Source organism: Cognataquiflexum rubidum (assembly GCF_022538115.1).
GTDB classification, from domain to species: Bacteria; Bacteroidota; Bacteroidia; order Cytophagales; family Cyclobacteriaceae; genus Cognataquiflexum; species Cognataquiflexum rubidum.
In genome coordinates this window covers 369,739-393,934 of the sequence record NZ_JAKZAL010000001.1, presented here as the reverse complement: position 1 = coordinate 393,934, position 24,196 = coordinate 369,739, and the positions used below count along the sequence as shown (strand labels likewise).

Sequence of the window (24,196 nt, the reverse complement as noted above, 5' to 3'; positions counted from 1 at the left end):
TTACTCGGGGCTACCAATATTTGACCACTACGTGGTCGGTCGACACCGCCAATGTTTGTGTCTCCACAAACATCCTCAATCTGAATTTTCCCTTCTCCTCTTTTTCTCCTTTTCCTCTGAGTTTCTGTGTGAGGTATTTTTTTTACCGTAAAGAAAGAAGGCTTAAATAATCCTTTCCTAATTTTTTACTTGATAGGCCAAGACTATATACTGATCACTGAAAACTGATCACTGTAAAACTGATCACTGTAAAACTGCCCACTGAAAAACTGTTTACTGAAAAAACTTATTTCTTACTGAATTCAAAAAGCTTTCTTTTCTCTTCTTTGCTCAGACCGTCATAGCCTTTTGCGGCGATTTTGTCCAAAATCATATCAATCTCATCTTGGGTAACGACCTCTGTTTTGGCAGCAGGAGATGATTTACTGGATTTGGTTTGGGAGAAATCTCCTACGGAAGAATAGGTTTTTGTTTTACGGTAGGAGACTTTCACGGGAGACTTTCTAGTGAATATCTTGGTGAAGAAATTTCCGATTGCCTGAATCCATGATCCTAAGTCTCTGCCTTTTTGGAGTTGAGTGACATATAGGAAACCCAAAGCTGCACCTCCCAAATGCGCCAATTCCCCGCCTGCATTGTTTCCCGTCGAATTGACAAATGCAATCAGTACATAAAAAATGGCGATGTATTTGATTTTGACTGGACCTAGAAGCAAGAGGAAGAAAGTGGTATTTGGTGATAAAGTAGCAGCTGCAACCACCACTGCATACACACCTGCACTTGCTCCCAACATCCGGGCTGTAGCCAGAGAATCCGCAAAATAGGGGGAGATATTGTACATCACGAGGTAGAAAATACCCCCTGCCAAACCGCCCAAAATATAGATATTGGCCAATCTTTTACTTCCTAAATATTCGTTGAGCAGGAGACCAAACCAATACAAAAACAGCATATTGAAAAGGATATGGAAAATCCCTTCGTGAAAGAACATGTATGTCAAAACGGACCACGGCTGGATGATCAATTGTGGCAAATCCGCCGGCATCATCAGGTAGGACCTAAAACCCTCATAAATACTTCCTGCTCCTGAGAAGGTAAAGATTACCCGGACAAAAACCAACACAAAGAATACCAGTATGTTGATCGCCAGGATCTTATACAAGCTGTTGTTTTGGAGTTTGAAAGCGTTTTTGAGGTTATACCAGAATCCGTCGTACATAATTAGTTTTAATAAAAGTCTTTTCTACTTTTTTTCCAATAATACACCAATCCAGCCCCTACTATCAAACCGCTGAGGTGGGCAAAGTGCGCCACATTGTCCAGTGGGTTGTTGTTAACAACGTTGTAAATGGTGTAAAGGCCGTAAAACAGCACCAAATACTTGGCTTTGACCGGCATAGGGGGAAACAACAAAAAGAGCTGGGTGTTTGGAAATAACATGGCAAATGCGATTAATACCCCAAAAAGGGCACCGGAGGCACCTACCATCGGAACATTGGCCTGAAGATCTCGGACTGCTGTCAGGTTTTCTTTTGCTCTTTGGATATGAGCCGGATCTGCGGGATTGCGGCTATAGGAATCTACAAAATCAAAAACGTTTGCTTTGAACAAATGTCTGTTTTGAATTACAAACTGATTGAACTGATCCGGACTTGGTTCTTCATAAAAAGCGCTGATCTTGTTATCCAACTTATTCATTTGGTAGGCTGTATAGCCTGAATACAACAATCCTGAGCCTACGCCGCAGACAATCCACAAGGTCAGAATCTTTTTGGGACCGAGAAATTCCTCTAATAAAGGACCGAAGATAAACAACCCAAACATATTGCTGAAAAGGTGCCATCCATCAGCATGCATAAACATGTATGTCAAAAATTGGGTAGGGATGAAGCGGTTGCTATTGACATAATACAAAGCAAGCATCCCCTTCAGTTGTGGCATCAAAAACGTCGTCACGACAAATACGGCAACGGTAATGATCAGGATATTTTTTACTACAGGGGTAATATTTCTAAACATATACTATCTGGTAAAGAAGCCATGAATTTGTTGTAAATCAATTTTGACAAAAGTTTTGTTCCCCGAAAGGCCATAATTTGGATTTTGACACGCAAATAGCTGACCAACGATTATTTCCATTTCGGACATATCCAGTTTGCTGCCCCGCTTGATGGCGGATCTCCGGGCAAGTGACCTCGCCAGATTTTCTCTTTTGTCCAATGAAAGCTCAGACTTGAAGTGCTTGAACTGCTCCAGCAATCCTTCGAATAAGGCTTTCTCATTGTTGACCTGAATATCAGCAGGCACTCCCTGGATCAAAACTGTGTCTTTTCCGAATTCTACAATCACAAAACCAAGACTCAACAGTTCCTCTTTGATGTCCATCACCAAAGCAAAGTCCGCCTGGCTCAATTGGATATGGGGAGGGAACAGACATTGCTGCGAAGCCCCGGCAGCCTGTTGGAGTTGCTTGCGGTACCTTTCATATAAGATCCGCTCATGCGCCGACTGTTGGTCTATGAACATCAGGCCGGTAGACATTTGAGCTACAATATAATTGTTTTCAACTTGAAATGTCGCACCGGTAGCATTCCCCTCAGGAAAATGGAGGACATCTTCGTTGGCTTTGGAGGATATAGTGAGGATTTCCTCTTCGCCCATATTTCTTATTTCCTTTCCTCGGGAAATCTCTGTGGCATTTCCCCCACCCTCAAAAAGCCTTTCCCAGCCAGAGACAGATTGCTTCTGATAGGCGGGACTTTGGAATGTTTTGTATTTATTTTCCGTCCCTTGGTTGTCAGGTTGGAGGGTGTTCTCTGTATGGACAGCTTCGGTTTGTTCCCTGTTGGATTTCCAGTTTTCGGTAAAATTCACATCGAAGCTGAAGTCGAGTGCCGGCACCACATTGTGGGCGCCAAGGGATTGCTTGACTGCTGACCTTACCACCGCATAAACCGTCCTTTCATCGTCAAACTTTATCTCGGTTTTGGTTGGATGGACATTGATGTCAATATGACTTGGGTCAATCTCCAAAAACAGCACGTAAAACGGCTGCATGTCGCCGGACATCAATCCTTCATAGGCATTACTGACAGCGTGGTTGAGGTAGTTGTTTTTGATATACCTGTTGTTGACAAAAAAATACTGCTCACCGCGGGTTTTTTTGGCAGATTCCGGTTTGCCGATATATCCACGGACATTCAGGTGCGGGGTTTCTTCCAGACAGGCCACCAACTGTCCCTGATAGGATTTTCCGAAAATCCCCAATATCCTATGGCTGAGTTTCCCAGGCAAAAGTCTGAAAAGTTCAAGGTCGTTTTGGATAAAAGTAAATCCTATTTCAGGATAAGAGAGGGCAACTCTTTGAAACTCTTCCACCATGTGGCGCATTTCCACAGGATTGGATTTCAGGAAATTCCTTCGGGCAGGAACATTGAAAAACAGGTTTTTGACGGATATTGAAGTTCCTTCGGGACAGGAAGCAGGTTCCTGCTTTTTAACCTCCGAACCTTCCATCACAATTATGGTCCCCAATTCAGCTCCGATTTGACGGGTTTTCATCTCCACTTGGGCTACGGCGCCGATAGAGGCTAATGCTTCTCCGCGGAAACCGAATGTGCGGATCGAAAACAAATCTTCTGTATTTCTGATTTTGGAAGTTGCATGCCGCTCAAAACTCATTCTCGCATCCGTCATAGACATGCCTTTTCCGTTGTCAATGACCTGAATGAGGGTTTTTCCGGCGTCCTTGACGATAACCTGAATTTGTGTCGCTTTGGCATCGACTGCATTTTCAAGCAATTCCTTCAAGGCCGATGCCGGACGCTGCACTACTTCGCCCGCTGCAATCTGATTGGCTATCGCATCAGGGAGTAAATGGATAATGTCACTCATTGCTTAAGCCTTCCCTTAAGCTTGAATACCAAATAGACAAGCAAAACAGCAAAAGCAAAATACAACAGGTAATACACCGCATCAGGACCATAATAAACGTACCCAAAAACGAGTACAATCAATATTAAAAAAATCAATAGGCGGAGAAATCCTGTGTTTGAAAACGGGGTAGTGGTTTTTCCTTTGATAGGACTTCCTTGGGTAAATGCTCCTCTGATGGCAGAACCACCCCGAAAAGAATCATTTTCAGGGTCATATCCTTCTTCATAAGGCAATTTTCCTTCAGCCTGTAATTCTTTTTTGATCCTTGCAGTCCTTTGTTCGATTTCCTCCTTGACAGGATCATAGAACCGAGGCTTGATATCAAACCGCATGGGTTGGGCTGTTCTGAATAAAGAGGGTAATTTCATAGGACGGTTAAATTCAATTTGGTAATCATTCAATTATAAAACATCAGTTCCAATCATCACAAATTGATACTTTGGGCTTCTTTTTTTCGTATATGTTTGTACAAATTGATGTATATTCATACAAAGTTATTTTAAAATTTAAGCAATAAAAATTAAACAAGAGCATGCGTATAAAAGTTTGGGGTATCCTGTTGGGGTTGGTCGTGATATTTCAGTCCGACGTGTTGATGGGATGGGAAAAATCCAACCTTGATTCAAAATTAGATGAAAAGGATCCACTGAGTACCGAGAATCTCGGCAGGCAGATGGAGTGGGTGGACAGTGTTTTTGAGAATAATAGTTTTGAAGAGCGTTTGGGGCAGCTGTTTATGGTGGCCGCTTATTCCAATAAGGATGAAAAGCATGTCGAAGAAATTGCCAAACTGATCACTGAGCAAAACATTGGTGGACTTATATTTTTTCAAGGCGGACCGGTCAGACAGGCCAATTTGACCAATTATTACCAATCCATTTCCAAAATGCCTCTGTTCATTGCGATGGATGCAGAATGGGGCGTCAACATGCGGTTGGATTCCATCCTCGGATTTCCCAAGGCCATGACCTTGGGCGCCCTTCCCGATGAGGACCTGATCTATGAAATGGGCAAAGAAATAGCCTTTCAATTCAAATCTTTGGGAATGCACATCAATTTTGCCCCGGTCGTAGATGTCAATTCCAATCCAAACAATCCGGTGATCGGATACAGGGCTTTTGGGGAAGAGAAGCATTTGGTCACCAGAAAATCATTGGCCTACATGAAAGGTTTACAGGATAATGGAGTCATGGCCAATGCCAAACATTTTCCGGGACATGGGGATACCGAGACAGATTCCCACTATACCCTGCCTGTCATCAAGCATTCCGAGACGAGGATCAAGGACATTGATCTTTATCCCTATCGAGAATTGATCGAAAATGACCTGATGAGTGTCATGGTCGCCCACTTGCATGTGCCGAGCATGGACAGCGAATCCAACAAAGCCACCACACTTTCCAAGTATGTAGTCACGGATTTGCTGAAGAAGCAGATGAATTTCAATGGACTGGTTTTTACCGATGCCCTGAATATGAAAGGTGTATCCAAATACATGAAACCTGGAGAAGTGGATTTATATGCGCTTTTGGCGGGGAATGATGTGTTGTTGTATTCTCAAAATGTCCCAAAAGCCAAAGCACTTATCCTACAGGCCATCGATGAAGGTAAGATCAGCCAAGAGGAAGTGGATGAAAAAATCAGACGAATCCTCAAAGCTAAATTTTGGGCAGGATTGGACCAAAACCACTCTATAGATACCTATAAACTTGCGGAAAAAATCAATAGACCCGAGGCAGCTTTATTGGTAGAAAAACTCTATGAAAGATCCATTACGGTTACTTCCAACAAAGACAACCTGCTGCCGCTTCGCCATTTGGACATGCAAAATTTTGCTTCCCTCACCATTGGTGGCAACGGAACCGAGTTTCAGAAGAAATTAGATAAATATGCAAGGTTTGACCATTTCCGGATTGAGAATGGGGCGGTCGAAGATAGCCTGAATGGTCTTGCAGAGAAGCTTCAGCCTTACCAAACCGTCATTGTCGGCATGATGGGAATCACCAATACCCCAAAGAGGAATTTTGGGGTGAGCATGAGTGATTTTGATTTTATCAAAAAATTAAGCCGGGATAAAAATGTTATTCTTGTTGTCTTTGGAAGTGCCTATTCGATCAAGTCCTTGCCGGAGATGCCCCACAATATTGTGGCCTTTGAGAATAATGCCGTTACCCAAAAAATGGCACCGGAGATAATTTTTGGGGCCAGAAATGCCCATGGTCTGCTCCCGGTTTCAGCTAACCTGACGTTAAGACAGGGAACGGGTGGCTACATGGAAGGATTGGGAAGACTTTCCTACAGTATTCCTGAAAGTCAAGGACTAGACAGCAAGAGATTGGCCAAGATTGACACGATCATGGCCAAGAGTATTGCAAAGCAGGCAATACCCGGCGGCGTGGTTTTGGTCGCAAAAAACGGTCAGGTGGTATTTGAAAAAGCCTACGGTTATTATGATTATAAAAAAACCAGGCCTGTCAGTACTGAGACTGTATACGACCTTGCCTCCATTACCAAAATTTTGGCGACGACACAGGCAGTGATGTTCCTCGAAAGCAGGGGAATGATAGACATGGACAAGCCTATAGGGCGGTACATTCCCGGATTGCGAAATACCAATAAAGAGCATCTGATTTTGAAAGACATCTTGGCCCATGAGGCCGGCTTGGTGGCATTTATACCCCATTATAACAAAACAGTGGAAGCAGGACAGTGGAAACCGGAATATTACCGCGCTGCGGCCGAACAAGGTTATACCCTTCCGGTATCCAATGAGATGTTTGCGATGAATTCTCTCCGTGACAGTATATGGACATGGACAGTAAAATCTGAGCTGAGAAAACCTGAAGCCAATAGAAAGAAATACAGTTATGTATACTCTGACCTGACCATGTACCTGATGCAGGCCTTGGTGGAGGAATTGACAAACCAGCCTTTAGATGAGTTTTTGGAGCAAAATCTCTATAACCCCTTGGGGCTTTATTCGATGACCTTCAATCCGGTCAATAAATACCCGATTGATTTTGTGGCGCCGACAGAAGAGGATGTGGCTTTCAGAAAGCGGCAGATCCAAGGGTATGTGCACGATCCCGGCGCTGCCATGTATGGGGGAGTGGCAGGACATGCAGGACTCTTTGGCAAAGCCAATGACCTTGCTGTCCTGATGCAAATGATGCTCAACGGCGGCAAATATGCTGATGTAGAATTCATAAATGAGGAAACTGTTACGGAATTCACCAAAAGACAATCCACACAAAGCAGACGCGGCTGGGGTTGGGATAAGCCCGAGCCCGAGAAAGGAAAAGGAGGCAGCGCAGGGAATATGGCTCCAAAGAGTACTTTTGGGCATACCGGATTTACAGGTACCTGTGTATGGGCTGATCCTGAAAATGACCTGATTTATGTTTTCCTCTCCAACAGGGTCCATCCATATGCAGAAAACAACCTCCTGCTCAAAGACGGGGTCCGTCAGGAAATCCATGATGTGATTTACAAAGCCATGGAAATCCAAAGCAAAAGAGAAAATTTGGTTATGGTCAAGGAACAATAACTAGGGAGTATCTCTTTTCCTTAAAACCTTGGAATGAGGAAGTTACTTATTTCAAGAAGAAAAAGTTGGATGCCGTAGCGTTCAAAAGCCTTCAGAAAGAGTACAGCGTGCCTTTCTATAAAAATTTTAAATCAGAAGAATTGAACATTTTTATATAAAAACCGTGTTTAAATTTTTGTTATAAACATTCATCTCAGCAAACATGAAAATAGGAATCGTTTGTTATCCTACTTTTGGAGGCAGTGGAGTGGTAGCCACGGAGTTAGGAAAAGCCCTAGCCAAAGAAGGCCACCAAGTCCACTTCATCACTTACCGACAGCCGACGAGGCTTGACTTTTTCAATCAGAACCTCTTCTACCATGAGGTGGATATCAAAAGCTATCCATTGTTCGAACATGCACCTTATGAACTTGCACTTGCAAGTAAGATGGTGAATGTGGTGAGTTTTGAAAAGCTTGACCTCCTTCATGTCCATTATGCGATTCCGCATGCATCGGCGGCATATATGGCCAAGCAGATTCTCAAAGAACAGGGGATTTATATTCCCGTAGTCACCACACTTCACGGAACCGATATCACATTGGTGGGCAAAGACCCAAGTTATGAGCCTGTTGTCACCTTCAGTATCAATGAATCTGATGCGGTTACGGCAGTTTCCGAAGATTTGAGAAAAGCTACTTACGAGCATTTTGCCATTAGGAAGAACATTGTCGTGATACCCAATTTCATCGATTTGGAACGGTTCAAAAGACAAAAAAAGGAACATTTCAAACTGGCTATCTGTCCACAAGGTGAGAAACTCCTGGTACATACTTCCAACTTCAGGAAAGTCAAAAGGGTAGAAGATGTGATCCACGTCTTCTTTGAATTGAGAAAAAAAATCCCAGCAAAATTGTTGCTTGTGGGAGACGGCCCTGAAAGGGATAAGATGGAAAGGCTCTGCAGAGAATTGGGAACCTGTGATGATATCAGGTTCCTTGGCAAAATGGAGGCGGTAGAGGAAGTACTTTCTGTGGCAGATTTATTTGTCATGCCTTCCGAAAAGGAAAGTTTTGGATTGGCGGCTTTGGAAGCGATGGCATGTGAAGTCCCGGTTCTAAGTTCTGATGCAGGAGGTATTCCTGAATTGAACATCGACGGAGTCACCGGATTTACCTGTAAAATCGGAGATGTAAAAACCATGACCGAAAAAGCCCTTGAAATCCTTGACGACAAAAACCTCCCGGGATTCAAAGAAAGGGCACTTGCCCGGGCCAAAGAATTTGATGTAACCAAAATATTGCCACTTTATGAGCAGGTGTATGTTCAGACTTTGGAGGAAACAAAATCATTGAGCCTAAAATATGATTTAAATCATTAGGGAATTTTTATTGTTGAAATCAATAAATTTGTGTTTTAAATGTAAATTTGTGAATCAAAAAAGATGATTTGTATAACTATTTACCTTTTTTATTAGTTTTATTGATATTATGCAGAATCTCAAATAAGTAAACTATGCCAACTAGTACGAGTACATTGAAAAAAATCGGAAGGTTGGACAGACCCGATAATACGGGTTCTGCCCACATGTTTGAAAACCCGCTTCTGGAAAAACTTTCAAGGACCCACATCTTGGTTCCGATTACCTTGTTCTTTTTGGTTTCGTCGGTCTGCCTCTATTTTGCGGTAACCACGACCAATATCGAAGTGGGAGTTGGGATTTTGGTTTTGCTGTCGGGAATTTTCGCTTTTACATTTGTGGAATATATGATGCACAAGCATTTTTTCCACATGGAGCCGGATACTCCTGTCAAGGATAAACTTCAGTACAGTGTCCACGGGGTCCACCATGACTATCCCAAAGACAAGGACAGACTAGCTATGCCTCCATTTGTGAGCGCTGCTTACGTCTTAATTTTCTATGCTGTTTTCAATTTAATCATGGGTGATTTTACCCTTTATTTCTTGCCCGGGTTTTTAGTTGGCTATTCTTCTTACTTGGGAGTGCATTATGTCGTGCATGCTTTCCAGCCACCAAAGAATTTTCTAAAAGTTCTTTGGGTAAACCACGCCGTCCACCACTACAAAGATCCCGATGTGGCTTTCGGCGTTAGTTCACCGCTTTGGGATTATATCCTCGGGACCATGCCTAAAAAAGAAAAATAAAATGACATCCCTCTTTCATTAATTCCGAAAGAGGGATTTTTATTTGGCTTTGTTTTTCCTGGAATAACGGTTCATAAACTCTTTTTTGAATTCACGGTAAGAAATAGAATCTTTTATGCTTAGAAAAAAATCCTTTGGCAGTTCCAATCTGCTGTATCGGATAGATTCAAGGCTGTCAGTAAGCGTGAAGGTTTCGCCATCGTCCTCTGACACCCTCCAGATTCTTTCCATCGCGGCTTCATTACTCACTACCAGAAGATTGCCGTCAATCGTATAGTCATATCCCACAGGGCCAATATTTAGGTGGTGGAGCACAATCAGAGAATCATTGACATACAACTCGTAATAGGTAGAATCTTCCTCATAGCCATACCAATTTCCGAGCATCGGATTTTTGTTTTTATTGAAGTTGCAGGAAGCAAAGATGAAAACAGACAACATTCCAAGTGCCAGTACATTCGGTCGGAAAATAGAAATTTTAAAAAGAAGCCTTGGTCTGATTTCCATTTTGGAATAGCGTTATCTTTGTCTGCCACTCAAATTACCAAATATTTGAAAATTTACCACAGTTTTTTATGACTTCAGTAGCTATCATCGGATTGGGTTGGTTGGGAGAGCCCCTGGCATTGCACTTTTTGGAAAAAGGATGTCATGTCAAAGGAAGCACTACTACCCAAGAGAAATTATCCCGATTGCAATCCAAAGGAATTGAAACAGCTTTGTTAAAATTCAATCCCCATCCTGAAGGATTGGGATTCATATCACTTTTTGAGACAGATGTGCTTTTTATCAATATTCCTCCCAGGTCAAAGTCCGTACCTGAAGGTTTCTATGTGGAGCAAATCAAATTTGTCAAAGCATTGGCAGTACAGTCCAAAGTGAAGAAAATCATTTTCGTCAGTTCTACCTCAGTCTATCCGGATTGGAATCAGAAAGTGGATGAATCATTCCGTCTGACGATGGAGAACACAGGAAGCCCGGGTATTTTGCGGGCCGAACAAATTATTCAATCCGAAAAAAGCTATGACCTGACGATCATCAGGTTTGGCGGATTGTTGGGAGTGGACAGGATTCCCGGAAGGTATTTTTCAGGAAAGTCAAACGTGACAGGAGACAGCCCTGTCAATTATATCCATCAGGTAGATGCGGTTAGACTGTCTTCTTGGATTATTGAAAACAACCTTTGGAATGAAACTTTCAATGGTGTGGCACCTGTGCATCCCTTGAGAAGAGATGTTTATGAAAAGAATGCATTAGAATTGGGTTTTTCACCGCCTGTAAGCTACGAGAAAAAAGGAGAGTCAATGTGGAAAGAAATCTCAGCAGACAAAATCCTCGCAACCGGTTTCCAGTTTCAGATACCAGATCCGTTGGATTTTTGGTATCGGCCATAAAAAAAGGGATCAATCGATCCCTTCCAATTCACTCAGTTCAAGCCACCTCATCTCGAGATCTTCTAAGTCTTTTTCGATTTTTTGGATTTGTTTTGCCCAATCGACCATCAGCTGATGGTCCTCTGAACCGGTATTGATTTTGGAAACCAAGCCATCTTTCTCTTTGGTGAGGGATTGGATTTTGGCATTGATTTCTTCGTATTCCTTTTTCTCCTTGAAGCTTGCTTTGGGTTTGTGCGGATCGGAGTTGGTCTTTTCAGCTTTTGGAGCTGAAATTGTTTTCTCTTCCTTTTTGGTAGATTTTTCTTCTTTTTCCCACTCTCTAAATTCAGAATAGTTGCCCGGGAAGTCTTTGATGATTCCTTCTCCTTCAAAAACAAACAAATGCTCCACCAGCCTGTCCATAAAGTACCTATCGTGGGAAACGATAATGAGACAGCCAGGAAAGTTGTCCAAAAATTCTTCCAAAGTATTCAGGGTCACAATGTCCAGGTCATTGGTCGGTTCATCGAGGATCAGGAAGTTGGGACTCTTGATCAAGATCATCAGCAGTTGCAATCTTCTTCTTTCTCCTCCGCTCAATTTGGCAATTGGGGTATGCTGTTGTTTGGGAGGGAAACCGAATTTGGTCAAAAACTGCGAAACAGAAATTGTTGCTCCACCGGCTACAGTCACCACTTCTGCGACTTCTTTCACGATATCCAATAATCTCTTCTCTTCGTCAAAACTGTCTTCCTCCTGCCTGTAATAACCGATGGCTGTAGTCTGCCCGATACTGATTTTCCCATTATCAGGAGCCATAGCACCGGTGATCATATTCAAAAATGTGGTCTTGCCGGCACCGTTTGGTCCGACGATACCGATTTTATCGCCTTTTTTGAAAGTATAGCTGAAGTCTTGCAGGATCTTTTTGTCCTCAAAAGATTTGTTCAGCTTCTCGATTTCGATGATTTTGTTGCCAAGCCTTTGAGAGGTGACTTTGAGTTCGATCTCGCGTTCCTCTTTTTTCATAAAGGCTTTTTCCTTCGTTTCCTCAAAGGCATCCACCCGATATTTGGCCTTGGTGCTTCGGGCTTTTGGCTGCCTTCTGATCCAATCCAGTTCTTTTTTGTATAAGCTCTTTGCTTTTTCCTGTTCGGTAGCTTCTATCTCTCTTCTTTCTTCTTTCTTTTCAAGGAAATAGCCATAATTCCCCATGTACCTGTGGATGCTGCCATTGTCAAGTTCAAGGATCTGATTGGTCACTTTCTCCAAGAAATACCTATCGTGCGTCACCATAAACAGCGCAAGGTTGGCTTTGGAAAGGTAGTCTTCCAGCCACTCAATCGTCTCCAAATCAAGGTGGTTGGTAGGTTCATCCAACAGCAAGAGGTCTGGTTTTTCCAAAATAGCTTTTGCCAATGCAACACGCTTCCGCTGACCGCCACTCAGGTTGCTGACCGCCATTTCGGTGTCGTGGAGACCAAGTTTGCCAAGGACTTCATTGATTTGGTATTCAAAATCCCAAGCCTGCAGGGTATCCATTTTTTCAAAAATCTTCTGCATCTCATCGCCGTTGTCTTTGCCGTGCTCGGCATCCAACATCGCTTTGTGGTAATGCTCAATGACCTGTAGCGTTTCATTTGTGCTTCCATCAAAAATGGTTTGAAAGACACTCAGATTTCCCGTAAAGACAGGATTCTGATGCACATAGGCCACTTTGACTTGTTGGTTGATGGCTACATTGCCGGTGTCGGCAACTTCCTGCCCCATAATGATTTTCATCAAAGTGGACTTTCCTGCCCCGTTGATCCCTACTAGGGCGATCTTTTGGCCTTGGTCAATGCCGAAGGAAATGTTCTGAAAAAGTTTGCGCTCGCCAAATGACTTGCTAAGATTTTCTACTGATAGGTAATTCATGCCGCAAAGATAGGAGGAAAAGGTTTTTAAAGTAGGTAGGTTAAAAAGATTTAAGGTTTAGGGTTGGGGATATTTAGATTTGAAGATTTGAAGAACTTGTCCGCCGTGGCGGATTGGAAAATTGCAATATTGGAAGATTGAAAAATTCTAAAATTTCAGAAAGGTCGTTAGGAATAAACTTAGATTACTGAATCTTAGCTGAATTTACATTCCATGGTATCAGAATTTCCCCCCATTTACCTCCCACTTCCTACTTCCTACCTTCCAACCTCTTACCTTCACCTCTTACCTCTTCCTTCCTCCCTCTTCCTTCATCCTTACTTTTTTCCCACAATATCCTTCACGATATGCTCGGCATGGACGATGGAGTTTTCGATAAAAAATTCCCTTGTATTGAGTCCTCCGCAAACCACACCTGCAAGGTAAACCCCATGTACATTTGATTCCTGATTGGTTTGGTCGTAGCAGGGTTGACGCTTTTCATCCAAGCTGAGCTCCACTCCCAATTGGTCCAAGAGCGCAAAGTTTGGCCTGTAACCAGTCATCGCCAAAACAAAGTCGTTTTCAATCGCCACTTCCCCTTCAGGGGTGTTCAGCACAACTTCCTTTTCCCGGATTTCTTTGACTGTTGAGTGGTTAAAGGCCTTGATCGAACCTTCTTTTATGCGGTTTTCGATATCCGGCTTGACCCAATATTTGACATTGGAATCTATGCCTTCGTCCTTCAGCACCATGGTGACATCGGCGCCTTTTCTCCAGGTTTCGAGGGCAACATCTACAGCAGAATTTGCTCCGCCGACCACAACAATTTTCTGACCGATGTATGGCCAAGGTTCTTTGTAGTAGTGTGTTACTTTTGGAAGGTCTTCCCCTGGAACTTTCATCAGGTTTGGAAGGTCATAAAAGCCTGTTGACAAGATGATGTTTTTGGTATGGTATTTTGCCTTTGAAGTAGTGATTTCAAAAACATCCTCTTCTTTGGAAACGGATTTGACTTCCTCGTACAGGTTGATTTTCAATTTCCAGGTTTTGGCTACCCTGCGGTAGTACTCCAACGCTTCTGTCCTTGTAGGTTTGTGGGAAATGGACATAAAGGGAATTCCGCCCATTTCGAGTTTTTCGGAAGTCGAAAAAAATGTCATGTTGAGCGGATAATTGAAGAGGGAATTGGTCAAAACCCCTTTTTCGACGATGATATAGTTGAGACCGGCTTTTTCACATTCTATCCCACAGGCCAATCCTATCGGCCCGCCACCGACAATAAACACATCCAATATTTCCATCACTAAGAGAGTTAATTAATCCGATAATGGGGCTTTTAATCCCGCAAGCCGGATGATTGTAAATTACAAAATTTTGGGGGATACCCACCCAATTGACAAAAGGCTTATCCTATTTTCTGTGTGGCTGATTCCGCCATCTGAAACTGAACCTGGGTTTCTTCGCTGCGGTTTTCTGCCTGAAAATAGCGGACTTCCTTGATCTCCACTTCTCCTGAATGCTTCCAAAGCAAGACCGTGGTATTGATCGTCCCGTAGTAATTGCCCACGTTGATAAACTGCGAAGAAAGCAATCGCTCCTGCTCTATAGTCGCTCCAGTTGAAGGCAAAAACCTGTCCGGTTCTATGTCCCTTGACAGCAAAACATCCCTCAGACCATCCAAGTCTATTTCATTGTGGTCAATTTTAGCGTGCAATTTTTCTTTGGCTTTCACGAGTTTTGCCCAAGGTGTTTCCAAAAGTGCATTGCTCAGGCCGTAAAGACCATATTCCAGCTTATAGATTCCTTCTTTTTTATTGGACAGGTAAAACAGATCTTCCCCTTCTCCGACCAAAAGGTTGAACCCCTCGTATTGGTCTTTTTCCTTTTCTATCTCCAAAAGGTATTCCAAAGGACTTGAATTTCCTTCCAAAAAGTTCTTTACCAGATCACCCCGGGATTTGGCGTTTTGTTTGACATTTTTGAGATCACGATAATTGGTCAAAGTAGCAAAACGGCCGTTAGGATGTAATCCCAACCATGTCCCGCCGGCTTTGAGGTCTTTGCCGGCATAGAATCCCTGCTCCCAAAGATGGATAGAGGCTGTCGGCCGCTCAAAAAACTCATCCCTGTTGGCTACCAGGATAAATTTATATTCGGGGTGGTTGTTCCAGTTGAAAGCTAATAAACACATGCGCGCAAAGTAATAAAAAGGCCGAAATATATCGGCCTTTTTTGGAATTAAACAAGCTCCTGTTCCTGATAAGAAGGATAATCTGTATACCCTTTTTCCCCGGGAGTATAGAAAGTGGCGGTGTCATATTTAGCCAAAGGGTCATGATTTTCAAATCTTTCCACCAGATCGGGATTTGAAACAAATGGCTTGCCAAAAGCTACCGCATCTGCAAAGCCATCCTTTAAGACCTGATTCCCTTTTTCTTGGTCAAAAGCAGAATTGATAATGATCGTTCCTTTGTAGATTGGTCTGTATCGTTTTGCGATTTCCTTTTCGGCAAAAGGAATCTTAGAAACATCTGTAAATGGCTCTGATAAATGCAGGTAAGCCAAATCGTACTCATTGAGTTTGTTGATGATGTAATCAAAAGTAGGAATTGTCTCCTCATCCATCGTCATTCCAAAAACGCCATTCAGGGAAGGATTCAGCCTGAGACCGATTCTGTTTTCGGGCATTACTTCTTTGATTGCATCGATCACTTCAAAAAGGATTCTTGCTTTGTTTTCGATGGTTCCACCGTATTGGTCGGTTCTCACATTGGAAGTACCATTGAAGAATTGGTGAAAAAGATAGCCATTAGAAGAGTGGATTTCCACACCATCAAAACCGGCTTCCATGGCATTTTTTGCAGCATTTTTGAAATCAAGAACCGTTTGCTTGATTTCTTCCAAGGTCATTTCTTTTGGAGTGACAGTTTCTTTGAATCCTTCGAATGTGTAAGATTTTTCATGGGGATTGAGGGCGGAAGCCGAAAGTGGAAGTTCACCGTCATGAAAATCAGGATGTGACATCCTGCCCACATGCCACAATTGGATAAAAATTACCCCACCATTTTCGTGGACAGCGGAGGTGGTTTTTTTCCATCCTTCCACTTGTTCTTGTGAATAAATCCCCGGGGTATTGATATAGCCAACGGCGATTTTGGATACCTGCGAACCTTCAGTAATCAATAATCCTGCGGAGGCTCTTTGCGAATAGTATGTGGCCTGAAGTTCTGTTGGGATATTACCCGGGTTGTCAGCCCTGCTTCTGGTCATCGGCGCCATGACGATCCTGTTTTTCAACTCCAGATCCCCCAATTGTAATTTTTCTAAAAGTGGTTGTGTACTCATCTTATTTTAATTTAGTTGGTTTAATTCAATGTATATACAACTAATTGAAACCGGGGATGGTTCAGTCATTCGGGGAATATAAAATAGAACAGCCTTCAGTCAGTTTGAGGCCATATTTTGAAATTCTTGTTCTGAAAAGATTATCCCATAGGATTTTTGAGTCTAGAGTTTCATTTAAAAATTAGGGCCAACCGGTATCTTTCCACCTATTTGGAAGTTCAGGTCCACACTTTTTTCAAGCTGGTTCCCAAGGGGGCTACCAGATTAAAAATTAATTACTAAGGGGTAATTTCAAAGTTCTTTTTGGTGAAAAAAATCATCCTTTGGGGATTAGGATGGATGCTTTATCCTGTGTTATGGATTCCAGTCTGCAGGAGGCTGAAGAGTGGCATTGCGACTGAGTCGACAATCATCCGGAATTTTAGTTGAAGGAGTCAATACAAATTCTAAATTTTCTCTTTTGATATAAACTTGTAAGGGTTGCTCATCTGAGGCAAAAAAATAACCAAGCACTGTTTCATTCGCATCGTCAAGGCTAAAAACATTTCCTCTAATATTAGCAGGAGGAGGGTCAAAGACACTTCCTGTGAGGCTGATTTGCTGGTCTACCAATTTCAAAAAACGATTGCCCCTTTCATTAATAGACAAGTTTGAACCCTCATACCTGTAGGTGTCCAAAAACCTCAATCCATCATCAGGAATGTAGGCAATAATCCTGCTTTGGGAGAGGCCGTTGAATTCATTGTCATCTGATGCATAGATGTTGACTACAGGTTGCTCTTTTCTGTAGCATATCTTACAACAAGGCTTGGGATTAGGGCAACGGGGACAAGTTGGATGGGTTGGAGGGTTTGTAAAGTCCTCTGGCTGGGTGACCAAAACATAAGTAGATTCGTTGCCTGCCCAATAGTAATAGTTTTTTATATCACCGGGATCTCTGAAATGCGCAATAACTTGTACGCCAACGTCAGATAGCAAGCGGTTGGTAGTCGCAGATCTGACAGACCTGTAGGAAAGGGAGTCTATCTTTGGCACAGGCACTATGGTCTCCGGCAAGGAAATGTACCTTCCTCCTATAAAAGTGATGATTTCGAGATTATAACTTCTTCCAATTTCAGCACTGACAAAATCTGCAGTTTCATACACTCCGGGGCTGATTTCTTCCAGCGAAATTGTTTTTCCCAAATCATCTCTAATCAAAACGGTTGCCAGGGATTCGGGTCTGTTGAGCCCATTAAAATCCGGTCCGTATTGACTTGCTCTCGATAGTCTGATCCGGTGTTTTTTGAGTTGGGTAGTGATGCGTCCTTCGATGGTAAGCAAGCGCCCTGGATCTTGGGATTCAAATGAATACTCTTCAATGCAAGATATACCCAAACAGACCAAGAATAAAAAGAAGAGCGAAAGGCGGATTTTGGAGGTTGAAATCATTTTCATTTTTTTAGAGGCCATCCGGATCAAATCTCCAAAACTCAGTATAGTCTGCAAACAGCAGAGACCGCAAAAAGTATAGCTGTCCTTCATGCTCAAAAATTGCAGTATTCTCGGCCTTAATTTCCCCTGGGAATGGATTTTTTGCTGACCATTCAAATGTCTTCAGATCCAGTTCCCAAAATTCTCTTACACTGTTGTACATACCGATATATGCTTTGTCTCCTTTCACTATAGCCAATCCTCCAAAATCCGAAACGGTTTTGATAAAAGGGGAAGGATATACAGTTTTGGCCACTGCGGAGGCGGTAATTGGGTCATGTTCCCATAAAATCTTTTCCTTGTCGATAATATACAATTTGTTTTGGTAGGTGAAATTCAGCATGTCCCCTGTGACATCATAGGGAAGGTTGGGGAGGTTATTCCAATTTCCAAGGAGCGGATTGTATTCTCTGACCAATGAACCTACCTCCAATAATCCCCCGATCGCCAGGAAATTTCCTGCGATTTCAGCCCCTATGGCATCTGCAAACCTGAAAGAAGGCGATGTAATCTGTCGGTATTCACCATTTTCATATTTCCAAAAATCGCTTGAATAAGTAGCTGAAATTCCAAGATTTTGGAATCCCCCTCCAAAGAAACCGGTACGGGTAGAAACTGCTTTTCTTTTGGGCAATCCGGGATAGTTGGTTGGCTTCCATTCGCTTTCTCCCGGGATGAAGGAGTAGATTTCCGGATAAAAATTATTTCGAAAATCTATCCCCAAACCCACAAAAAACTTACTGCCTTGCTGAAAGTATATATTGCCCCTAAACCTGATTAGGTCCAACCTGATATCAAGCAATTCATAACTTCCGGTAGGGTACCTAAAGAGATTTTCGGCAAGGGCTGTTTGAGAACCAGTCACAACTTTTAGTGGTATAGAATTGGGACCCTGCTTAGCCGGAACCCTGACTCTGATTTGCGAACCAAATTCTACGTCTACTACTTCTGCTTTTGTATCTCCAAAAAACACTTCAGAAGTACTTTCAAAACCCCTTCCAAACACTGTGACGATTTCTCCTGCAAACTGTGTTATAGGAAAAAACCGCTCCACAGATGGTTTAAGCGTCACAAGTGTAAGGGTATTCCCAAAAACCAGGTCCGATTTCGTCTGGGCAAATCCCCGCACAAAATATTCTTTACCCAAAGAAAGGGATTCGGTCTCTCCTACAAAGTTGCCCGGACGGGATCTTTCTCCCATTTTGATTTCTATCGGATCTGAAAAGTCAGCTGTCAACGAAAACTGAAATCCATGCTCTTGGACTGCCACATTTTGGAATGCCAAAATCCTGCCTAAAATAATAGCCCTTGTTCCATTGACATTGACAATCTCCTCAGTCACTATGGTAAACCCTCCATCCGCTTTTTCGTCGCAGGAAAAGAAGCCGAGGCAACAAAGGAGAAAGATATAGGGATATATATGTTTCAAAAGGGAGAATTTACGGGTTATGAAACTAAATTTCAATGAATTTTTTGAGAATCAGGGATTCCAATCATCTGGTGTATCAAAAAGAAGAATAAAATTTACCCGATTCTCCTTAAAACTAAATGCAATATAATGATTCATAGGGTTTTCAGATAATATACGAAAAAAATCGTATAAAATATTTGCATTACGATTCTCTTCGTATAACTTTGTACGAAAGCAATCGTATTAACCGTTATGCAAGCTAAACCGACTGAATCCGAACTTGAAATTTTGTCCCTGCTCTGGCCCATGGAGCAGGCGACCGTGAGGGAAATCCACGAGAAACTGGCCGAAACCAAGGACACCGGCTACACCACCACGCTCAAGACCATGCAGATCATGCATGCCAAAGGGCTTCTCCGAAGGGATGAGCAGAACCGTACCCACATTTACTTTCCGGCGGTAGACGAGACCGTCACCCAAAAAAACCTGGTGACCAATTTTATGGCCACAGCATTTGGCGGCTCTGCCAAAAACCTGGTGATGCAGGCTCTCGGACAGGGCAATCCCTCCAAAGAGGAATTAGATGAAATCCGCGCATTTTTGGACCAATTGGAAAATGAACAATAATGGAAACTTTATCCACTTTTATCGCTGAACCCTATTTACTTGGCCTCGGCTGGATGATCGTCCATGCCCTGTGGCAGATCGCCGGTGTGGGTCTGATGCTTTGGCTGACCCTTCAGATTTTTGGTAAAAAGTCAGCAGCTTTCAAATACAGGCTGAGTATTTCAGCACTTGTATTGATTACGGTGTTGGCTTTGGGAACTTTCATTTATTCCATTCCACCTTCCCTTCCAGTCCCATCCGGAGCCATTCCCCATACCTCCCAAATCGAGCATTTGACCCAACTCAACTCCAACCATTTGATAGAAGCACCTTCAGATTGGATGATCGTTTCCAAAAGGATAGAAAACTGGATCCCGACATTGGTGCAGGTTTGGTTTTTGGGAGCCATGTTGTTTTTGGTGAGGTTGGCTACCTCGCTTGCCGACATCCGCAACCTCCGGCAAAAGCAGCATGACCCGGTAGCATCTGTTTGGCAGCAGGTATTGGATAAGCAACTTACCTCGCTCCAAATGTCCAAACCTGTGCAGCTGCTGAAAAGCATACACGTAGACGTCCCGATGACTTATGGAGTTTGGAAACCTGTCATCCTTATTCCTGCGGGCCTTTTCTTTCAGCTTTCCCCGCTGCAGCTCGAGGCGATCATCGCGCACGAACTCGCCCATATCAAACGCCACGACTACTTGGTCAATTTGATACAATCTATTTTGGAAGTAGTTTTCTTTTTCCATCCCATATTCTGGTGGATCAATAAAACAGCCAAAGAACAACGCGAAAATGCCTGTGACGACTTGGCGATCAGTATGGGGATTTCTCCAAAAGACCTGGCATTTGGCCTTGCCAATGTACTGAACCATGCGAAAAACCCGACACCGGATATCGCCATGGCTGCCGCCAAACCCAACAACCCAACCCTTGACCGGATCAAAAGAATAATGGGAGTCAAAACTTCCTCAACACAACCAACTACTATAACCAGCATGACCATGATGATCACACTATTGCTTGGCGCCACCCTGATGGTCGGTGCGAGCGACAAGCTGTCCAAGGAGTCCTTTGAAGACCTGATGGCGACCGAATTGAATATCAATACCATCGATGGCAACTGGACCGGCCAATATGCCTATCCTGCAGAAGATACCATTCCGCCAAAAGGTCCCGTCATCATCGAAATGGATTGGGACAAAATGACTCCGGAGCAAAAGGAGAAATTTAAAAAAGAAATGGAAGGGCTCAAAGATTTGGGTTTGTTCTTCAAAGACATAAAGCCTGTATTTCTGGAAATGCCTGAATTCAACATGATGTTCAAGGACTTTCCCGTGGTACCTTTTGCCTTTGAAGCCATGCCGATGTTTCAGATGGAATTAAATATGGATCCGATACCTCCTATGAATTTTGGTATGCCGGGAATTCCTGAACTGAATATGGACGATATGCCTGTAATGGATTTTGACATTGCCCCATTCATGGCTTTCCCGGACTCGGCATTATATATAGAAATCCCTTCGGATATATATTTCCCTTCTGACTCTGCACGCGTGTATGATTTCACCTACCGTTACAAGTACGATTTTGATACCACCAAGATGTCCAAGGCAGAAACCCAAAAGAAGAGGGCGGAGATGAGTGCCAAAATGGCTGAGGCTGATAAAAAGCGTGCAGCTGCAATGGAAAAATGGAACGAGGCAAACAAAGAAAAGCTGGCCGATTGGCACAAAAAACAAGAGGAATGGGAAAAGGAATTTGCCCCAAAAGTGAAAGAATTTGAATCCAAAATGATGGAATGGGAGAAAGCCAATCGACCTAAGATAGAGGAATTTGAGAAAAAAATGGAGGAATGGGAAAGAGCAAACGCTCCAAAGATGGAAGAGTACGAGCTAAAAATGAAGGCTTGGGAGAAAGAAAACCAACCCAAAATGGATGAATTCCAAAAGAAGATGGAAATCTGGGAAAAAGAGAATAAGGTGAAGATGGAAGAGTTTCAAAGAAAAATGGAACTCTGGCAAAATGAACATCAGGAGGTGTTGAAAGAGATCCAAAAAACCATTCAAGAATCAACAAAAAAAGGGGACAATTAGTCTCCTTTTTTTTCTTTATTCTCCGGGATATTTTTCAAATGTTGTAGTGAAAACTTTAGAATTTAACCATTGAATTAGGAGAGGAAGTGAAGTTTCTATTTCAACCGGAGATTTTTCTCATCAACATTTCAATGGGTCCTTTCTTATATTTTATTTACCAAAGTTTGCTGAAATAGTGACTTAATTTAAAATATACTGTCGCAAACATTGAATTTCAAACATTGCCGAAACACCCTTTGAAAGACGTTTCCAAGCCCGGTCAATAGCATATTGGTTAATGATTCTAGTATAGAGTTAATTATTCCGATTCTACAATTACCCTCCGGTAGGTTACGAGTTTTGGTTCACCGGAATCTCTAACTTCTAATACCAAATGAATATTTGCATTGCTGAAGTCCTGTGGAACAGATATCTGCTGCAAGGGGTTGGTCGGATCGATAATTTCAAATTCTCCTGCAAAATTGTCGGCTGTTTTGTACCTAAACCAATTGAAAGTGAGCTCATCGTTATCAGGATCAAAGGAGCCGGATGCATCGAGGGTAATTACCTCTCCAGGTTTGGCAATGATATTTAAAATTTTATTGGATTCATCGCCATTAAGTACCGCCACCGGTTCACGGTTCACTTCGCCGGGTTCTTTAACCGACCACAGCAAACGGTTTTTAAAACTGTTGGTGGCATCGGGAACCCATCTTACCAACTCATTTTGGTCCATATCGACAGAGGCATCGGGATCCGCTCTTTCTAGCCCCTCCTGAACCGGTTCGCAGGTAGAATAGTACTTATCTGGGAAACTGCTGCCCATGGGTTTAAACATGCTTCCCCAGCTCCCCTGTGTGGGATCGTTATAATCATTCAGTCCAAATACAGAACTTAAAATATATAGAAAGGCAGGAGTGTCGCCTTCTCCACCATTATCATAGATGTTTGACATAGGGCCATGTCCGTTCACATCCTTTGATGCCAAGGGTTTTTTCCAGTTGGGGTCGCTGTTCCAGACATAATGCCAGAAATGACCGTTGTCATAAAGCACTTTTCCTAACTCAACAGGTTCTTCGCCGTAGGTCGGTCTAGCTGTACCGAAGCCGGCACAGGTTTCATTCTTCATTTTTTCAAAGCTTGCAAAGTATTCAAAGCTGATGTCCTGAAAAAGGATTCCGAACAAATGGATTTTCGGGAGGAGTGCTTGGAATTTTTCATCCCCGTGTTTTTGACGGTATCGGTGCAAAGCCTGCACAAAAGTAATGGTGCCTCCCCAGGCCTGAACATAGATAGGGCGTTCATCATCCTTTTCAAAAACCTCAACAAGGAACTCGCTTCCATCTGAATCCTTAGGTTCACCATGTGGGGTCAGTCCTTCACCAATCCAGTCATGGAAGTATACCGAATCCCACGAACTTGTTACATACCTGTCGGCGATCTTGTTTGAAAACTCGAGGGTGTTGGTGAGCCAAATGATGGGCAAAGCGCCGCGTCCCTGTTTGGTAACCGCCAAAAGGTCTTCATAAGCGGGCAAATCGGGGTCATGCTTACGCAGCTGTGGTAGTTCACGCTGATAGGCATCGAGGATCGACATGCCTTTTTGCCACGGCCCGGTATCATCGTGATTGAAATCTGGCAACTGGTTGGTAATGATCAGGGCTTCCAGATCGAATTCCGAAGCGTAGTACAAATACCTGATCAAGGAATTGCCATCATCGTGAGTCATGTCGGTAAGGATGACGGTACGGATTTTTTCCTGTTCATTTTTTTGCTCATCAACCCCTGTCGTTTGGCAGGCTGTTATGATAGAAATAATTGCGATTAGAGCAAAAACATGTGTTTTCATCGGTTTGAGTTAGTTGGGCTTGATTTGGATATTAATAAATAATCAGATTTTAAAGGTAAACCTATAACTTTTGCAATACCTTCCAAAATTTTTGAATCATTCCTCCAGACTGTAAATTATGGCCTTTTTTTTCTTAGTTTATTAGTTCAATACCTGTTCCGCTATGCTGGAATCCCTCTAAAATTAGTAAATTCAGTTGAATAAGAAGCAGGAGACTTGAAAGGGGATGTGTCCGGAAAATTGAAGACTTTATGGAAGAACTCAGAAAATGTAACAGCACTTCAAGACAGTTTCTATCAGACCAAAATCAGGTTAAATCGAAAACTAGAGACTCGTCAACCCAATATCTCCAAAAATCGGACAAGAGAGTTTTTGGGATATTCTTTAAGTATGTTCTAGCTTTTAGAAATACAAACCCCGTATCAGCTTCACAAAAGGGATTTTTGTAAAAAAAATGTAGATTTTTCACAGCCTAACGGTTTTCAGCTTCAGGAAGTTGGCGATTTCGAAGTACAAGACTTTCAACCTTCAAAG

General features: G+C 42.7%; 18 protein-coding genes. 6 read left to right on the top strand and 12 right to left on the bottom strand.

Going from position 1 to position 24,196, the window contains the following annotated elements:
• Positions 1-286: 286 nt before the first annotated feature.
• Genes MMU05_RS01720 through MMU05_RS01705 form a run of 4 tightly spaced genes read right to left on the bottom strand, consistent with a single transcriptional unit; the run spans position 287 to position 4,304 of the window.
• Entirely contained in the window at positions 287-1,219 is a 933-nt protein-coding gene (locus tag MMU05_RS01720; protein WP_241139932.1) for a rhomboid family intramembrane serine protease, read from the bottom strand.
• Between the two features lie 8 nt (positions 1,220-1,227).
• A complete protein-coding gene (locus MMU05_RS01715) occupies positions 1,228-2,019 on the bottom strand; it encodes a rhomboid family intramembrane serine protease (RefSeq protein WP_241139931.1) in 792 nt (263 codons plus the stop codon).
• 3 nt (positions 2,020-2,022) lie between these two features.
• Entirely contained in the window at positions 2,023-3,894 is a 1,872-nt protein-coding gene (gene mutL, locus MMU05_RS01710; protein WP_241139930.1) for a DNA mismatch repair endonuclease MutL, read from the bottom strand.
• Positions 3,891-4,304, bottom strand: coding sequence for a hypothetical protein (locus tag MMU05_RS01705; RefSeq protein ID WP_241139929.1), 414 nt, complete (start codon positions 4,302-4,304; stop codon positions 3,891-3,893). The genes mutL and MMU05_RS01705 overlap by 4 nt, the downstream gene beginning before the upstream one ends.
• A gap of 164 nt (positions 4,305-4,468) precedes the next feature.
• Between MMU05_RS01705 and MMU05_RS01700 the strand changes: the two genes are divergently transcribed.
• The 3 genes from MMU05_RS01700 to MMU05_RS01690 all read left to right on the top strand — a co-directional run bounded on the left by MMU05_RS01700 (position 4,469) and on the right by MMU05_RS01690 (position 9,628).
• Positions 4,469-7,483 carry a glycoside hydrolase family 3 N-terminal domain-containing protein gene (locus MMU05_RS01700; protein WP_241139928.1) on the top strand — a complete coding sequence of 1,005 codons (3,015 nt, stop codon included), beginning with the start codon at positions 4,469-4,471 and terminating at the stop codon, positions 7,481-7,483.
• Positions 7,484-7,685: 202 nt separating this feature from the next.
• A complete protein-coding gene (gene bshA / locus MMU05_RS01695) occupies positions 7,686-8,843 on the top strand; it encodes an N-acetyl-alpha-D-glucosaminyl L-malate synthase BshA (protein WP_241139927.1) in 1,158 nt (385 codons plus the stop codon).
• A gap of 134 nt (positions 8,844-8,977) precedes the next feature.
• Positions 8,978-9,628 carry a sterol desaturase family protein gene (locus MMU05_RS01690; protein ID WP_241139926.1) on the top strand — a complete coding sequence of 217 codons (651 nt, stop codon included), beginning with the start codon at positions 8,978-8,980 and terminating at the stop codon, positions 9,626-9,628.
• Positions 9,629-9,667: 39 nt separating this feature from the next.
• On the opposite strand, the gene MMU05_RS01685 is transcribed toward MMU05_RS01690, so the two are convergent.
• Positions 9,668-10,135 (bottom strand): hypothetical protein, encoded by a 468-nt coding sequence (locus MMU05_RS01685; RefSeq protein WP_241139925.1) that lies wholly within the window; start codon positions 10,133-10,135, stop codon positions 9,668-9,670.
• Between the two features lie 68 nt (positions 10,136-10,203).
• Here MMU05_RS01685 and MMU05_RS01680 point away from each other — a divergent pair, with 68 nt between their 5' ends.
• Positions 10,204-11,022 carry an NAD(P)-binding domain-containing protein gene (locus MMU05_RS01680; RefSeq protein WP_241139924.1) on the top strand — a complete coding sequence of 273 codons (819 nt, stop codon included), beginning with the start codon at positions 10,204-10,206 and terminating at the stop codon, positions 11,020-11,022.
• A 9-nt stretch (positions 11,023-11,031) separates the two neighbouring features.
• On the opposite strand, the gene MMU05_RS01675 is transcribed toward MMU05_RS01680, so the two are convergent.
• The 6 genes from MMU05_RS01675 to MMU05_RS01650 all read right to left on the bottom strand — a co-directional run bounded on the left by MMU05_RS01675 (position 11,032) and on the right by MMU05_RS01650 (position 19,150).
• Positions 11,032-12,921: an ABC-F family ATP-binding cassette domain-containing protein gene (locus MMU05_RS01675; RefSeq protein ID WP_241139923.1), complete on the bottom strand. Its 1,890-nt coding sequence runs from the start codon at positions 12,919-12,921 to the stop codon at positions 11,032-11,034.
• A 317-nt stretch (positions 12,922-13,238) separates the two neighbouring features.
• The gene (locus MMU05_RS01670) at positions 13,239-14,204 is read right to left on the bottom strand and encodes a YpdA family putative bacillithiol disulfide reductase (RefSeq protein WP_241139922.1); all 966 of its coding nucleotides are present in this window, start codon (positions 14,202-14,204) and stop codon (positions 13,239-13,241) included.
• A 104-nt stretch (positions 14,205-14,308) separates the two neighbouring features.
• Positions 14,309-15,094 (bottom strand): NRDE family protein, encoded by a 786-nt coding sequence (locus MMU05_RS01665; RefSeq protein WP_241139921.1) that lies wholly within the window; start codon positions 15,092-15,094, stop codon positions 14,309-14,311.
• A gap of 47 nt (positions 15,095-15,141) precedes the next feature.
• The gene (locus tag MMU05_RS01660; RefSeq protein WP_241139920.1) at positions 15,142-16,248 is read right to left on the bottom strand and encodes an alkene reductase; all 1,107 of its coding nucleotides are present in this window, start codon (positions 16,246-16,248) and stop codon (positions 15,142-15,144) included.
• 354 nt (positions 16,249-16,602) lie between these two features.
• Positions 16,603-17,685: a DUF4249 domain-containing protein gene (locus MMU05_RS01655; RefSeq protein ID WP_241139919.1), complete on the bottom strand. Its 1,083-nt coding sequence runs from the start codon at positions 17,683-17,685 to the stop codon at positions 16,603-16,605.
• A 4-nt stretch (positions 17,686-17,689) separates the two neighbouring features.
• A complete protein-coding gene (locus MMU05_RS01650) occupies positions 17,690-19,150 on the bottom strand; it encodes an IPT/TIG domain-containing protein (RefSeq protein WP_241139918.1) in 1,461 nt (486 codons plus the stop codon).
• 234 nt (positions 19,151-19,384) lie between these two features.
• On the opposite strand from MMU05_RS01650, the gene MMU05_RS01645 reads away from it, so the two are divergent.
• Complete coding sequence (locus MMU05_RS01645) at positions 19,385-19,759, top strand: BlaI/MecI/CopY family transcriptional regulator (protein ID WP_113924007.1); 375 nt, start codon at positions 19,385-19,387, stop codon at positions 19,757-19,759.
• The gene (locus MMU05_RS01640; protein WP_241139917.1) at positions 19,759-21,834 is read left to right on the top strand and encodes a M56 family metallopeptidase; all 2,076 of its coding nucleotides are present in this window, start codon (positions 19,759-19,761) and stop codon (positions 21,832-21,834) included. The genes MMU05_RS01645 and MMU05_RS01640 overlap by 1 nt, the downstream gene beginning before the upstream one ends.
• Before the next feature lie 298 nt (positions 21,835-22,132).
• Here MMU05_RS01640 and MMU05_RS01635 read toward each other — a convergent pair whose 3' ends face one another.
• Positions 22,133-23,662, bottom strand: coding sequence for a DUF1593 domain-containing protein (locus MMU05_RS01635; protein ID WP_241139916.1), 1,530 nt, complete (start codon positions 23,660-23,662; stop codon positions 22,133-22,135).
• Positions 23,663-24,196 lie beyond the last annotated feature (534 nt).